This is a genomic window from Rickettsiales bacterium (genome assembly GCA_033762595.1).
In the GTDB taxonomy this organism is placed as follows: Bacteria; Pseudomonadota; Alphaproteobacteria; order Rickettsiales; family UBA8987; genus JANPLD01.
Map to the genome: position 1 here is coordinate 1 of JANRLM010000088.1, position 13,761 is coordinate 13,761.

Annotated in this window: 13 protein-coding genes and 2 tRNA genes; 9 read left to right on the top strand and 6 right to left on the bottom strand. The window is 34.6% G+C overall.

Annotation, left to right across the window (positions count from 1 at the left end; genetic code table 11):
- The first annotated feature begins 387 nt into the window (after positions 1-387).
- Together cimA and SFT90_06190 are read left to right on the top strand one after the other, a co-directional pair.
- A complete protein-coding gene (cimA, locus tag SFT90_06185) occupies positions 388-1,968 on the top strand; it encodes a citramalate synthase (protein MDX1950070.1) in 1,581 nt (526 codons plus the stop codon).
- A 112-nt stretch (positions 1,969-2,080) separates the two neighbouring features.
- Positions 2,081-2,156 (top strand) — tRNA-Ala (locus SFT90_06190).
- A gap of 79 nt (positions 2,157-2,235) precedes the next feature.
- Here the strand turns inward: SFT90_06190 and SFT90_06195 are convergent.
- Positions 2,236-2,325, bottom strand: a tRNA-Ser gene (locus SFT90_06195).
- 119 nt (positions 2,326-2,444) lie between these two features.
- On the opposite strand from SFT90_06195, the gene argC reads away from it, so the two are divergent.
- Entirely contained in the window at positions 2,445-3,488 is a 1,044-nt protein-coding gene (gene argC, locus SFT90_06200) for an N-acetyl-gamma-glutamyl-phosphate reductase (GenBank protein MDX1950071.1), read from the top strand.
- A gap of 2 nt (positions 3,489-3,490) precedes the next feature.
- On the opposite strand, the gene aroQ is transcribed toward argC, so the two are convergent.
- The 3 genes from aroQ to SFT90_06215 all read right to left on the bottom strand — a co-directional run bounded on the left by aroQ (position 3,491) and on the right by SFT90_06215 (position 6,227).
- Positions 3,491-3,925, bottom strand: a complete 435-nt coding sequence (gene aroQ / locus SFT90_06205; GenBank protein ID MDX1950072.1) for a type II 3-dehydroquinate dehydratase — start codon at positions 3,923-3,925, stop codon at positions 3,491-3,493.
- A 153-nt stretch (positions 3,926-4,078) separates the two neighbouring features.
- Positions 4,079-4,828: a DsbA family protein gene (locus tag SFT90_06210; GenBank protein MDX1950073.1), complete on the bottom strand. Its 750-nt coding sequence runs from the start codon at positions 4,826-4,828 to the stop codon at positions 4,079-4,081.
- Between the two features lie 40 nt (positions 4,829-4,868).
- On the bottom strand, positions 4,869-6,227 hold the full coding sequence (locus SFT90_06215) for a M48 family metalloprotease (GenBank protein MDX1950074.1): 1,359 nt from the start codon (positions 6,225-6,227) through the stop codon (positions 4,869-4,871).
- A 21-nt stretch (positions 6,228-6,248) separates the two neighbouring features.
- On the opposite strand from SFT90_06215, the gene SFT90_06220 reads away from it, so the two are divergent.
- From SFT90_06220 to SFT90_06240, 5 genes are all read left to right on the top strand, one after another.
- Positions 6,249-7,235: a tyrosine recombinase XerC gene (locus SFT90_06220; protein ID MDX1950075.1), complete on the top strand. Its 987-nt coding sequence runs from the start codon at positions 6,249-6,251 to the stop codon at positions 7,233-7,235.
- Positions 7,232-7,759 carry a L,D-transpeptidase family protein gene (locus SFT90_06225; protein MDX1950076.1) on the top strand — a complete coding sequence of 176 codons (528 nt, stop codon included), beginning with the start codon at positions 7,232-7,234 and terminating at the stop codon, positions 7,757-7,759. The genes SFT90_06220 and SFT90_06225 overlap by 4 nt, the downstream gene beginning before the upstream one ends.
- A 174-nt stretch (positions 7,760-7,933) precedes the next feature.
- On the top strand, positions 7,934-9,127 hold the full coding sequence (locus SFT90_06230) for a porin (protein ID MDX1950077.1): 1,194 nt from the start codon (positions 7,934-7,936) through the stop codon (positions 9,125-9,127).
- A 67-nt stretch (positions 9,128-9,194) separates the two neighbouring features.
- A complete protein-coding gene (locus tag SFT90_06235) occupies positions 9,195-9,812 on the top strand; it encodes a riboflavin synthase (GenBank protein ID MDX1950078.1) in 618 nt (205 codons plus the stop codon).
- A gap of 6 nt (positions 9,813-9,818) precedes the next feature.
- Positions 9,819-10,538 (top strand): ABC transporter ATP-binding protein, encoded by a 720-nt coding sequence (locus SFT90_06240; protein ID MDX1950079.1) that lies wholly within the window; start codon positions 9,819-9,821, stop codon positions 10,536-10,538.
- On the opposite strand, the gene ykgO is transcribed toward SFT90_06240, so the two are convergent.
- Complete coding sequence (gene ykgO / locus SFT90_06245) at positions 10,535-10,660, bottom strand: type B 50S ribosomal protein L36 (protein MDX1950080.1); 126 nt, start codon at positions 10,658-10,660, stop codon at positions 10,535-10,537. The two genes, SFT90_06240 and ykgO, sit on opposite strands and share 4 nt — an antisense overlap.
- A 164-nt stretch (positions 10,661-10,824) precedes the next feature.
- Here ykgO and SFT90_06250 point away from each other — a divergent pair, with 164 nt between their 5' ends.
- Positions 10,825-11,538 (top strand): ceramidase domain-containing protein, encoded by a 714-nt coding sequence (locus tag SFT90_06250; protein MDX1950081.1) that lies wholly within the window; start codon positions 10,825-10,827, stop codon positions 11,536-11,538.
- Here the strand turns inward: SFT90_06250 and carB are convergent.
- On the bottom strand, positions 11,533-13,761 hold a 2,229-nt coding region (carB, locus tag SFT90_06255), incomplete at its 5' end, for a carbamoyl-phosphate synthase large subunit (GenBank protein ID MDX1950082.1). The two genes, SFT90_06250 and carB, sit on opposite strands and share 6 nt — an antisense overlap.

A 13,761-nucleotide genomic window follows, 5' to 3' on the forward strand; every position in this document is an offset into this window, starting at 1 on the left:
GAAATTATATTATAGTTTTTTCTATAAAAACTTATTTGAGTATTTTGTCAAAAGTTTTTCTTTGGTAAAAAAGAATTTGGCAATAACTAATATCTATAAATTTTATTAAATTTCTGCCCTTTTTCACCATAGTGTCACCCCGCATTTATTGCGGGGTAAAGAATAGCCACATCATTTTTCATTCCCGCGGAAGCGAGAATCTATTCAGCAATGGATACCCGCTTCCGCGGGCATGAAGAGGGGGTTGTTGATTGATTCAAAAGAGTTGCTTTATGGTTAACCCCGCAATAAATGCGGGGTGACAATTTGTGATTAGGCTATAAAATCAAAAAGCTCTCCAACAATTCAATCTTGTAAAATGGCGTAAAATCCAGTAAGTAGCAAAATATGGAAAATAAAAACAAAATATACCTATACGATACTTTAATGCGTGATGGCGCACAAACGCAGGGCATAAATTTTTCACTTAATGATAAATTTGAGCTAACTCAAGATATTGATAATCTTGGGCTTGATTATATTGAGGCGGGTTTTGTTGGCTCTAACAAAACTGATGATGCATATTTCAACAACATTCCAAAACTCAAAAATTCTGAAATTGTCGCCTTCGGCATGACAAAGAGAGCCGGCGTTAATATTGAAGATGATTTAGCGATTAAAAATCTTGTTAAATGTAAGGCAAAAAATATTTGCATTGTTGGTAAATCGTGGGATTTTCATGTTAAGGAAGCTCTAAATATCTCACTAGAGGAAAACCTTGAAATTGTTACCGAAACAATTTCCCATCTCAAAAGTAAAGGAAAACAAGTATTTTTTGATGCAGAGCATTTTTTTGATGGCTATAAAAATAACCCAAAATATGCCATGAAAGTTATAAAATCTGCCTATAATGCGGGGGCAAGATGGGTGATTTTATGCGATACAAATGGCGGAACTCTGCCTTTTGAAGTTTATGATATTACCAAAAAAGTTACCTCAGAAATTGCTGGAAGTTTTATCGGTATTCATTGTCATAATGACACTGAAAACGCAGTTGCAAACTCGCTTGAGGCCGTTCGTGCTGGTGCAAGGCAAGTGCAAGGCACAATAAACGGCTATGGCGAGAGGTGCGGAAATGCTAATCTTATTTCAATTATCCCAACGCTAAAATATAAAATGGGTTATGAAATTTCTGTTAGTGATTCTCAACTAAAAAAGCTCAAAAAAATTTCTGATTCTCTTGAAGAACGCTTGAACCAAACGCATTATAAGCACGCTGCTTATGTTGGGGATTCTGCCTTTGCACATAAAGGGGGTATTCACGCTTCTGCGGTTAATAAAAATACGAACGCCTATGAGCATATTTCGCCTGAAATTATCGGCAATAAAAGGGTGATTGTGATTTCTGATCAAGCAGGGCGAAGCAATATTTCGGCACGCTTAAAAGACCTCAAAATTCCTGCCGATAAAGATAAAATTGAGAAATTATTCAATGAAGTCAAAAAGCGGGAATCTGCTGGCTTTTCATATGATTTTGCTGATGCAAGTTTTGAAGTTTTAGCACATCAAATAACAGAGGATATTCCTGAATATTTTGCCGTGAAATCCTTTAGAATTATTGACGAAAGAAAAACCAATAATTCTGGCGATTTTGAAAATTATGTTGAAGCAACAATTAAATTATCAATACAGGGTAAAATTTACAATGAAATTGCTGAGGCAAAAGGCCCAGTTGATGCTTTATATAAGGCTATCAGGAAGGCACTCCGCAAGAAATATCCGATTGTGAAAGATGTATCCCTCAGTGATTACAAAGTGCGAATTATGAAAAATGAACTCGGCACTGAGGCAATCACTCGTGTTCAAATTGAAAGTAAAGATTCTTTAGGCAATAGATGGAATACAATTGGCGTTTCAGGAAATATTCTAGATGCGAGCTTCAACGCCCTCTGCGACTCCTTCATGTATAAAATCATTAGATCAAAATGATATAGCTAAATTATTATAAACATCGGCTATTAAAAAATCCCCCTTAAAAAAAGCCTCTTGACAATTAAAACTTATTTTATAGAAACATTTATCAATTATTCCCTTTATTCTAGGGGCCTTAGCTCAGCTGGGAGAGCGCCTGATTTGCATTCAGGAGGTCAGCGGTTCGATCCCGCTAGGCTCCACCATTCTTCATAAAACTAATATCTTCAACTCAGAAACTATATCTCCAGAATCCTAATTTATTATTATTTAACATAATTAACATGGCGGAGGGGATGGGATTCGAACCCACGTTAGGGGTTAACCTAAACACGCTTTCCAAGCGTGCGCCTTCAACCGCTCGGCCACCCCTCCACAAATTAAAACAAACTTGTTTTTAGTGAAGTTTTAGAATTATTCCAACTAATAATTTTATTCGCTAAAAGATTTTTTCTTGTATAAATGCTTTTGCAAAGAATTTTTTTCTAAAAATTATGACTAAAAAATTAAATATAGCGATTTTTGGTGCTAGCGGATATACTGGCGTTGAGCTTATTAGAATCCTTCTTAATCACCCAAATACCAATATAAAATCTCTTATTGCGGAATCAAATGCAGGGAAGAATATTTCAGAGATTTTCCCTCATCTAGCACCTTATAATCTGCCAGCTCTTATCAAATTTGAAGATGCAAATTTTGATGATATTCAAGCTGTTTTTCTATGCTTGCCGCACGGAACAACACAGGAAGTTGCTCTTAAAATTCCAAAAAATATTAAAATTATTGATGTTTCAGCTGATTTTAGGCTAAAAAACCCCGATGATTACGAAAAATATTATCACCAAAAACATAAAGCGTTAGAGCTTCAAAGCAAGGCTGTCTATGGTTTATCTGAGATTTATCGTGAAGAAATTGCAAAAGCGGATTTAATTGCTTGCCCGGGCTGCTATCCAACTTCAATTTTATTGCCACTAATTCCGCTTCTTAAAAATAATTTGATTGAGATTGATGATATAATTTCTGATTCAAAATCTGGTATTTCAGGAGCAGGCAGAAAAGCTGATGCGAATAATCTATTTACTGAAGTGAATGAAAATTTGAAACCTTATGGAATTGCCTCTCACAGGCATCTTTCAGAGATTGAGCAAGAGCTTGGAATTTTTGCAAATAACCCAGTTACAATAAGTTTTACTCCGCAAGTAATCCCCATTAGCAGGGGTATGATTTCAAATATATATGTTAAAAATAAGGCTGGTGTTACTTCTGAAAATTTGAAGGAATGCTTGCAAGAAAATTATAAAAATTCAGATTTTGTGAAGATTGCTGAGGCTAAGAATATCCCCACTATTAAAAATGTTTATAGCACTAATTTATGTTTGATTAATATTTTTGCGGATAGAATTAAAAATAGATCAATTATAATTTCTGCGATTGATAATCTTACAAAAGGGGCGTCTGGGCAGGCGGTTCAGAATTTTAATATCACTTTTGGTTTTGATGAGAAAACTGCACTTAACTTAGTGCCAGTATTTCCTTAAAATTACTTCATCAAATTAGAAAGGGCAGTGATGGCAAGCAAGTAGGAATCAACGCCAAGGCCACAAATAACGCCTTTTGACGCAAGGGAAATATAGGAATTATGGCGAAATTGTTCACGCCTAAAAATATTTGAAATATGAACTTCAATAACTGGAATATTAACTAGCAACAATGCGTCCATAATAGCAATGGAAGTATGAGTAAACGCCCCTGCATTTATAATAATCCCAGAGAAATTATTGCTAGATTTGTGGATTTTATCAATTAAATCCGCTTCATTATTTGATTGAAAGAAATCAATTTCAATATTTTTTGAATTAGCTAAGTCTTTGCATCTTTTCTCAATCTCTCCAAGGGTTATATGGCCGTATATGTCTGGCTCTCGCTTGCCTAGCATATTTAAGTTAGGGCCATTAAGAATAAGAATTTTTTTCATCAGTATTTAGCAAAAATTTATAAATTTTTTAATATCTTGAAACAATTAATTTATAATCTAATTGTTTTTATGGATTCCCGCTTTCGCGGGAATGAAACATGAATGTATGGTAACAAATTTTAACCTAAACTCTAAGCCCTAATACCTAGCACCTTATTTTGCTTTGTTGATAGCATTTGCAAAAGCATCATAGCCTAAAGCACCTTTGATAATTTGATTATCAATTATAAAAGCAGGTGTTCCTTGCACTCCAACTTGTTCAGCAATCGCACGATTTTGAGACAGGATATTTTCAACTTCACTGCTATTAGCAACTTCTTTCACTTTTCCAGCATCAACGCCAATAGATTCAACTATTGCAAGAATTTGTTCAAGAGTTTTTGGGGTTTCCTTTTCCATCTTAACAAAAAAATCAAAAGATTTTTCAGGGGAAATTTGGGCAATAGCTTCAGAAACTTTTGCTTTGTCAACTGAGAGAGGCCCTAATATTGGAAGATTAATCAAAACGATTTTTACATCTTTGAAATTTTCAGATACTTTCACAACATCACCCACTGATTTTCTGCAAAAACCGCAATTAAAATCGTGGAAAACAGCAAAGACAACATCGCCATCATTTTTTCCCGCAATTGCTTTTCTTTCTTTAAGTTTCGGCAGAACATCTTTAACCGCACCTTCAGCTTTTTTAGCTTCAACTTCAGCTTGCCTCATTTGTGATTTTTTGAGAGCTTGGATAATAATTTCAGGGTTTTCTTCAATAAATTTGGAAATTTCAGCACTTAAATTTGCTGGTGCAACATTTGCAGAACCGCCAGATTTATTTTGTAAATAAAGCACGGTGAGAGAAGAAGAAGTTATAATTGCAAGCAGGAATAAAACCAATATTAAAATTCTTTGAGCCATAGAAATAATTTTTTATTTTTGTTAGTAAAAAAAATTATTATCAGTTTTCTAAAAGTCTTCCAAGCTCTTTTTTCAATTCGTTGAATTTTAGGTAATTCTGTGATGATTTATCAACAAGTTGCTCTGCTTTTGAGAGGTAAAATTTTGAGTTATTTTTATCCTTAGCAAGAATCGCTGATTCCGCTAAATATAGATATGAATTATCTAACATTCCGAGCTTTCCATAAGCAATACCAAGACGATTTATCGCACCTATATTTTTTGTCTCGCGAGCGGTGATAGTTTTTAGAATTGTAATTGCTTCCAAAAGGCTTGGTTTACCACCTTCTGCCATTAATGAATTTGCATATTTTAATTTTATTAAATTAGAGTTCGGCAGCATTTCTGTAACTTTTTGATATTGCTTAGAGGCTTCTTTTATTTTGCCCATTTCAAATAAAAATTGGCCTTTAAGCTCTTGATAATAAGGGTCAGAGGGGTTTTGGCTTATAAGCTTATTTAAGTAGGCTTGCGATTCATCAAATCTTGCTTCTTTATGATAAGCAACTGCAAGTGCGTAATATCCGTCGCTCGTTGCTTTTCTGCTATATAGCCCTCTTGTTCGCTTAGGGTTTGCAAGGAAGCCATAAAATTTACCTCTAATTCTTTTGAATTTTGCTTCTTGAGCATCGGGCGTTTTTTTATCAACCTCTGGGTTGGCTTTTACATAATTTAGAATGTAATTTACTCTATCTTCTGAAACTGGGTGGGTTAGCATATATTGATCCACAATATCACCTGCAATTCTCTGTTTTGCTGTAAGTTTTCTTAAAATTTTTACAAGGCCAAGAGGCGTGATATTAATTTCCCTCATTACATCAAGCGCCACTGCATCTGCGGCGTTTTCATAGTCTCTTGAGTAACTTAAAGCACGCCTTGTTGCAATATTCTGCCCAGCAGATGATATTGCAAGCCCTGCTTCTGCTGGTGCACCGGCAATTACTGAGCCTAAGCCAAGAACATAACCAGCAATCATTCCAAGGTTTATATCTTCAAAATTTCTACTTTTTTGTATCAAGTGAGCACCCTTGATATGTCCAGCTTCGTGAGCTAAAACCCCAAGCAATGAAGCCAAATCATCTGATTCCATAATCAATCCAGTATGGATAAAAACCTTCTGCCCACCTGCAACAAAAGCATTTATTGATGGGTCATTAATTATAACAATTTCAACAGAATTTTCATCTAAGCCGATTGAGCGAAAAATTGGCGTGGTTACTTCACGCAGAAAAGTTTCAGTTTCATCATCTCTAATTAAAGAGATAGCATTTTGAGTTGAAGAACTTGCATTAAACGATAACAAAATGATAATTAGACAAGTAAGAAATTTAGATATAATTTTTTTATTTTTTATGAACATTTTAGAATAGGCTTACTTTCTATGAAAGATAATAGCACAAAAAACAAAAAAAAGATATATCTTAAAGAATTGGCTAAAATGACTGATGAATTTCTTGTATCTGTTTTTGAAAAGTGGCAGGCTTTTCTTCTAGCCAGAAATTTTTCAGAAAACACTATAGAAAGCTATTTTAACGATATTTATTTCTTCATAAAATTTTTCAAAAATAGACTGAGTAGCAAAATAAATAGAGAGATCTTATCTAACCTTAAACAATCAGATTTTAGATTATTCTTGAGCGATATTAAACAGCATAGAGGGGCTTCATCTTCAAGGGCAAGAACTTTATCCTCGGTCAAAAGTTTTTATAAATTCTGTGAGAATAATGATTTTCTGCAAAATGAAAATTTATCTTTGGTAAAATCTCCTAAAATTCCAAAAAATTTACCGAGAGCAATTAGTGTTGAGAAGACCTTAGAGGCGATTGCTAATATTTCTGAGATTGAATTCCATAAAGATAATTGTGAGCAATGGATTTCTCAACGAGATAAAACTTTGCTTATGCTGATTTATAGTGCAGGGCTTAGGATTTCTGAAGCGATAAATTTGAAATTATCTAATTTTACTGCTGGCAATAATTTTATAAAAATTAAAGGCAAGGGAAATAAAGAGAGGCTTGTTCCAGTTCTACCAAATGTTCTAAAGGAAATAGAAAATCTAAAATTATCCTGCCCTTATATAAATGCACAAGATGAAAATTCTTACATATTTTTCGGTAAGCAAGGCGGGCAGTTAGATAAAGCTGTATTTCAAAAAATAATAAGAAGTTTGAAAAATATGTTAGGCCTTCCAGAGGGCTCAACACCGCACGCTTTTAGACATTCCTTCGCAACGCACTTGCTTTCTAATTCAGGTGATTTAAGAACAATTCAAGAATTGCTTGGGCATTCTAATTTATCAACTACCCAAAAATATACTAAAGTTGACTCCACAAGGATATTTAAGGAATTAGAGAGGATTAATTTATGAAAAAAATATTTTTAATATTACTATCAATTTTAGCAATTTCCTCTTGCGATTTAATTTATAAATCTAAAAAAATTAATGCAAAAAAAGCGGAAAATAAAATCACTTTAATCGAAGTTTATAAGTCTAAAAGAAAAATGCATATGTTAAATAGTGAGGGTAAAAAAATAAGAACTTATAACATATCACTTGGTTTTACACCTATTGGTAAAAAGCAATTCGAAGGAGACGGCAAAACACCAGAAGGAAGCTACTTTATATCTAATAGAAACCCAAATAGTAAATATCATCTTTCCTTGCAGGTTTCATATCCAAATAAAGATGATATAGAGTTTGCAAGGCAATTTAATAAATCTGCTGGCGGTGATATTATGATTCACGGATTAAAGAATAATCATAGCTTTTTTGACTATATAGACCATTTATTTAAGGATTGGACAGCCGGTTGTATAGCAGTTACCAACTCAGAAATTAGGGAAATTTGGCGTTTAGTTGATGTAGGAACGCCCATAAATATATATCCATAGGTCAAATTGTTGCGAATTTGCCTCAGCATCAAAGGTTTAATAATATTAATAAAATAATACTTGATATTATTTGTTGCAATATATATGTAAATAATGCTTATTGCATAAGTGGATTGTAATTGCACATATTTAATGTGCCTGCAATTTTTACTAACTAAATAAAAGGTTTCTAAAATGAAAAAACTTTTACTTGCTACTTCAGCATTAGTAGGCTTAGCTTCTTCTGCTGCACTTGCTGGTGGTGGTCATGCTCCTGTTACAGGTTCTGCTACTTCAGCTAACGCTGGCGCACTTAATGTGATGGTTGGCGGTTTTGTTAACGTTGAGCACGCTATTGGCGATCAAGATAACGCGGCTAACAGCCAAGGTATCACTTCTCCAGGCACTGCTGGTCAACTTAGAGATGCTAGCTTCACTAACGATGCAGAAATTCATGTTACTGTTGCTGGTTCTGCTGAAGATTTTGACTATGGTGGAGTTGTTGAGTTAAACGCTCAAATTGATAACACTGACGCTGAAGGCGGATTAAACGCTGACAGAGTATTCATCTTCGGTGAAAATGACTCTTTTGGTCGTGTTGAATTCGGTGGAAATGCAGGTGCTTCTCAATCTTTAGAAATTGACGCTTCTAATATCGCTCGTGGAACTGGTGGTATTGAAGGTACTTGGTGGAACTATGTTGATATTGACAGCGATAACAATGCAGTTAACTATATTATCCAGCCAAACTTAGTTATTGCTGAACAAGATCAAAGAGGTTCAGATGTATCTAAAATAACTTACTACACTCCAAGATTTTCTGGTGTTCAGTTAGGTGTATCTTACACTAATGACTCTGGTGATTTAGGTTCTGCAAATACTCTTTCAGGAACTCAGAATGCTGGTCAGTATGATGAAGTTTTCTCAGGTGGTATTAACTTTGAACAAAACTTTGATGGCGTTGACTTAGCTCTTGCTGCAGTTGGTGAAACTGGTCAAGCTGAAACATCTACTGTTAATGATTTATCAGCATACTCTTTTGGTGGTAAATTAGGTGCTGAAGGTTTCTCAGTTGCTGGTAACTGGGCTGATCTTGGTGATTCTGGCTTAGCTACTACTGCTACTGAAGATTCTCAAACTTATTGGACAGCAGGTGCTGCTTACGAAAATGGACCATATGGCGTTTCTGTAACTCACTTAAACTCTGAGCAAGGTCAAGGCACTGTTTCTAATGAATTAGCAAACACTGTAGTTGGTGCTGATTATCAATTAGCTCCAGGCTTAACACCTTATGTTGAGGCTGCGTTCTTTGAATTAGATGCTGGTTCTACTGCTCGTGCAGACAATGATGGTAACGTTGTTGTTCTAGGTGCTGAACTTTCTTTCTAATTATTTAATTAGATTATGAATTTTAGGGCGGGTTTTACCCGCCCTTTTTTTATTTTAATACAAGCCTATGTTCACAGGAATTATTACAGATGTTGGAATTTTGAGGGATATTATAAAAAAACCTCATGTTGAAACTTTTATAATTGAAACAAATTTTGAGTTTGAGCCAATTAATTTAGGGGCATCTATTGCTTGTAATGGTTGCTGTTTAACCGTTACTAAAAAAGAAAAATCTTCTAATAACAAAACTTTACTATGGTTTGATTTATCGCCAGAGAGCTTAAATAAAACCACTTATAGAAACGCAAAAACCGGCGATCTAATAAATCTAGAAAAATCTCTCAAAATCGGTGATGAATTGGGTGGGCATTTAGTTACAGGCCATATTGATACTAAAGCAAAAATCACAAAAATTATCAAAGATAACGATAATTGGATTATGCAATTTAGGCTTAATGAGCCAGAATTCCAAAAATTTATTTCTAACAAAGGTTCAATTACAATTAACGGAACTTCCCTTACAATAAATAAAATTGAGAACGATATTTTTGAAATAAATATAATTCCTCACACACTTGCAAACACAAATTTTCATTTTCTTAATGAAAATGATGAAGTTAATATTGAAGTTGATACAATTTCTCGTTATCTTTCTAAATTAATTAAACCAGAATTTTTAAGATAGAATAAAATGACAAAACCGCTAAAAATTTCAAATCTTAATAAAAAATTTGGACAGAATAATGTTTTAGAAAATGTCTCATTTGAAGTTGAAAAAGGTGAGATTTTTGGACTTATAGGGCTTAACGGCGTTGGTAAAACAACGATGATAAAAATCATTCTTGGCCTTCTTGAGCAAGATTCCGGCCTGTCACAAATCTATGATATTAATTCTTCTAATAAAGATGCTAGGCAAAATCTTTCCTTTTTGCCTGAGAAATTTTATCCTTCACAACAACTGAAAGGCAGAGAATTTTTGGAGCTAACTTGTAGTTATTATAAAAGAAAATTTAATTTTGACGACGCAGTAAAAATCGCAAATCTTTTGAAGTTAAATCCTGAGGTGCTTAACAACAAGGTTTCTAGCTATTCTAAGGGTATGGGGCAGAAGCTCGGTCTTATGTCTGCCTTTTTAACTGGCTCGCCTTTTCTAATGCTTGATGAACCTATGAGTGGACTTGATCCAAGTGCAAGAATTGCCCTTAAAGAAACTATGATTGATTTTGTGAAGTCAAATCCGAATAATACTATATTTTTCAGCTCTCATATTCTTTCAGATATTGATGAAATCTGCGATAGAATTGCAATTCTTCACAATTCAAAAATAATTTTCTTAGGTAAACCAGCTGAATTCAAGGAATTAATGCAAATCAACAGCCTAGAAAGAGCATTCCTTAAGGCAATAAATTAACCTTGACGAGCTTTCATCTTAGGGTTTTTCTTGTTAATTACATATATTCTGCCTTTTCTGCGAACAACTCTGCAATTTTTATCTCTAGCTTTCGCTGATTTTAATGAGCTTACAACTTTCATAGCAATAAATATTTGATTTTGAAGAAGCTTTATATAGGTAAATTTCCCTAAGTCAACTAAACCTTGCTAAATTTGCCACTAAAGTCAATAAATCAATGAGTGTTTAGTAAAAGCATTTGATTTATATATAGATTTTTCAAAAAACCTTGTCTTACTAATTTTATATGACCATCACTGAAAAAATAAAATTAGCCCAAGAAAAAGGGAAATATTTAGATTTTTACTGCGAAAGAATTGCAGGTGAGGAAAGCCTTTTATCTGTAATAAATTTCTCTGATGAGCCGTTAAATACTATCTCAAATTTTGCCTTTATAATTGCTGGTTTTTTCTTAATAAAATTAATTAGGTCTGAGCAAATTTTCAAAGCCAAGAATTTTGACATAATAATTCTTAGCCTGAATTTGTTTCTAATTGGGGTTGGCAGTGCAATTTATCATTATCACCCCAACAAAACCACGCTTTTAGTTGATGTTCTGCCGATTAGTTTTTTTATGCATTTTTATTTGGTGAGCCTATCGGTGCGGGTTGTGGGGCTTAAAATTTGGCAGAGTTTAATAATTCTTGGAATATTTATTTACGCAAATTACTGGGCTGGTGCTAATTTTGACGCACAAATTTTGAATGGAACAATTTTATATTTACCTTCTTTTACAACTTTAATGCTAATGGTTTTTGCGAGCTTTATAAAAAACCACCCAGCGAAAAATTATCTACTAAATACTGCAATTTTATGGCTGATTTCTCTAAGCTTTAGAACGATTGATATTTCAACTTGCGAATTAACAATGGGTATTGGCACACATATTATTTGGCATATAATAAACGCTGCCGTGCTTTATAGGTTGGTGAAAGCTCTGACGATTAAAAAGCCCTTATAAACTCTGGATTGATCGCACTTCAAAATCCTTGATTTCTCTAATTTCTTTAAGGGCGTTGACCAAAGCTCTTGCACCATTGATAGTTAAAGTATGGGGGATTTTTTTCATAATCGCAGTTCTTCTAATACTGAAGCTATCACGAATAGATTTTTCACCCTCAGTTGTGTTAATCACCAGATTAATTTTACCCTCTGAAAGTAAATCAACCGTATGCGGTGATCCTTCCGCAACCTTATTTACAGGCTGAACAGGGATATTATTTTCGCTTAAAAATTTTGCAGTGCCTTTAGTTGCATAAATTTTATAACCAAGCTCTAAAAGATTTTTTGCAATCGGCAGAACGGCTTCTTTATCATAATCTTTAACAGAAATAAACACACCCCCAACTATTGGAAGTGGCGAATTGCAACCCATATGAGCTTTTGCAAATGCAAGTGGGAAGGTTTTATCAAGCCCCATAGCTTCACCAGTTGATTTCATCTCTGGCCCTAAAATTGAATCAGCAGAAGAAAATTTATTGAATGGAAAAACAACTTCTTTCACTGAATAATAGCCAAGATTGAAGAAATTTTCTTCAGTTTTTTGAACATCAAGAAGGTTACTCAGTTTTTCACCAATCATAACAAGGCTTGCGATTTTTGCTACTTTAACGCCAGTTGCTTTTGCAACGAAAGGAACGGTTCGGCTGGCTCTAGGGTTGACTTCCAGAATATAAATAACATCATCTTTAATCGCAAATTGAACATTAATAAGCCCCCTAACATTCAAGCCTTTTGCGATAATTCTAGTTTGTTTTTTAAGCTCATCAATAATTTTTCTACTGAGGGAATAAGGCGGGATTGAACAAGCGGAATCCCCTGAGTGAATGCCGGCCTCCTCAATATGCTCCATCACACCTGCGATGAAAACATTTTCCCCATCTGAGATTGCATCAACATCTACTTCAGTTGCATTTCGGAGGAAGCTATCAAGCAAAATAGGCCCTGTTTCATAAACGGCAGGGTTATTTGCGATGTAATTTTTAAGCTCAGCCTCATTATAAATAATTGCCATTGCTCTACCACCAAGCACAAAACTTGGGCGAACCACTAGCGGATATCCAACCGAGTTTGCCTTAGAATATAAATCCTCACCCGGATTATTAATATCATTTTTCGGTTGAATTAATTTGTGCGATTCAATAAAATCTTTGAATAATTTTCTATCTTCCGCAAGCTCAATAGTGCGGTTTGAAGTGCCGAGAAGTGGCACGCCTGCAAGCTCTAAGCTTTTCGCAAGTTTGAGAGGAGTTTGCCCACCAAATTGAACATTTACGCCAAGCAAATTGCCGGATTTCCGCTCTAAGCGGATAATTTCAAGCACATCTTCAGTTGTGATGGGTTCAAAATATAACCTATCGGAAGTGTCATAATCAGTTGAAACCGTTTCAGGGTTACAATTTACCATTATTGATTCAATGCCCCTTTCCTGCATTGCATAGCAAGCATGAACGCAAGTATAATCAAACTCTATGCCCTGCCCTATTCTATTTGGCCCTGAGCCTAAAATTATCACCTTGTTTTTATCGCTTGGTTTGCCCTCGCAAGCTCTCCCCTCTCCTTCTGGGAGATGGTTAGGGTTAGGGCTAAAGAAGCTATCACGATAGCTAGAATACATATAAGGGGTTTGAGCCTCAAATTCCGCCGCACAAGTATCAACCCTTTTGAACACTGGGTGGATATTATTTTTATAGCGAATATTTCTAATTTTTTCTTCTTCAGTGTTTAGTAGCTCAGAAATTCTTTTATCAGAAAACCCGTGCTTTTTAAGATACAAAAGGGTTTCAGCGTCATTTACATCAATCGTTTTTTCTTTAATTGCGATTTCTAATTGGATAATTTTTTGAATTTGCTCTAAAAACCAATTATCCCATTCGGTAAGTTTTTGAACTCTCTCAAGGCTGTAACCCTCGCGGAATGCTTGGGCAATAAGCATTATACGCTTAGGCGTTCTAAGGGCAAGTTTTGCCTCCAAATCTTCATCAGGTTTATCATTAAAACCTGCTAAACCAGTTTCAAGTGAGCGAAGTGCCTTCTGCAAACTCTCGCAGAAATTACCGCCAATCGCCATCGTTTCACCCACAGATTTCATCGCAGAAGTTAATATTTGATCTTCATTTGCGAATTTTTCAAAGGTAAATCTTGGGATTTTAGTAACTACATAATCTATAGTTGGCTCAAATGA

Bases quoted from the DNA above. Each gene is read 5' to 3' on its own strand.
- SFT90_06240 (MDX1950079.1), top strand. From the start codon at position 9,819: ATGACAAAACCGCTAAAAATTTCAAATCTTAATAAAAAATTTGGACAG.
- SFT90_06250 (MDX1950081.1), top strand. From the start codon at position 10,825: ATGACCATCACTGAAAAAATAAAATTAGCCCAAGAAAAAGGGAAATAT.
- ykgO (MDX1950080.1), bottom strand. From the start codon at position 10,660: ATGAAAGTTGTAAGCTCATTAAAATCAGCGAAAGCTAGAGATAAAAAT.
- SFT90_06210 (MDX1950073.1), bottom strand. From the start codon at position 4,828: ATGGCTCAAAGAATTTTAATATTGGTTTTATTCCTGCTTGCAATTATA.
- aroQ (MDX1950072.1), bottom strand. From the start codon at position 3,925: ATGAAAAAAATTCTTATTCTTAATGGCCCTAACTTAAATATGCTAGGC.
- cimA (MDX1950070.1), top strand. From the start codon at position 388: ATGGAAAATAAAAACAAAATATACCTATACGATACTTTAATGCGTGAT.
- SFT90_06220 (MDX1950075.1), top strand. From the start codon at position 6,249: ATGAAAGATAATAGCACAAAAAACAAAAAAAAGATATATCTTAAAGAA.
- SFT90_06230 (MDX1950077.1), top strand. From the start codon at position 7,934: ATGAAAAAACTTTTACTTGCTACTTCAGCATTAGTAGGCTTAGCTTCT.
- SFT90_06215 (MDX1950074.1), bottom strand. From the start codon at position 6,227: ATGTTCATAAAAAATAAAAAAATTATATCTAAATTTCTTACTTGTCTA.
- argC (MDX1950071.1), top strand. From the start codon at position 2,445: ATGACTAAAAAATTAAATATAGCGATTTTTGGTGCTAGCGGATATACT.
- SFT90_06225 (MDX1950076.1), top strand. From the start codon at position 7,232: ATGAAAAAAATATTTTTAATATTACTATCAATTTTAGCAATTTCCTCT.
- SFT90_06235 (MDX1950078.1), top strand. From the start codon at position 9,195: ATGTTCACAGGAATTATTACAGATGTTGGAATTTTGAGGGATATTATA.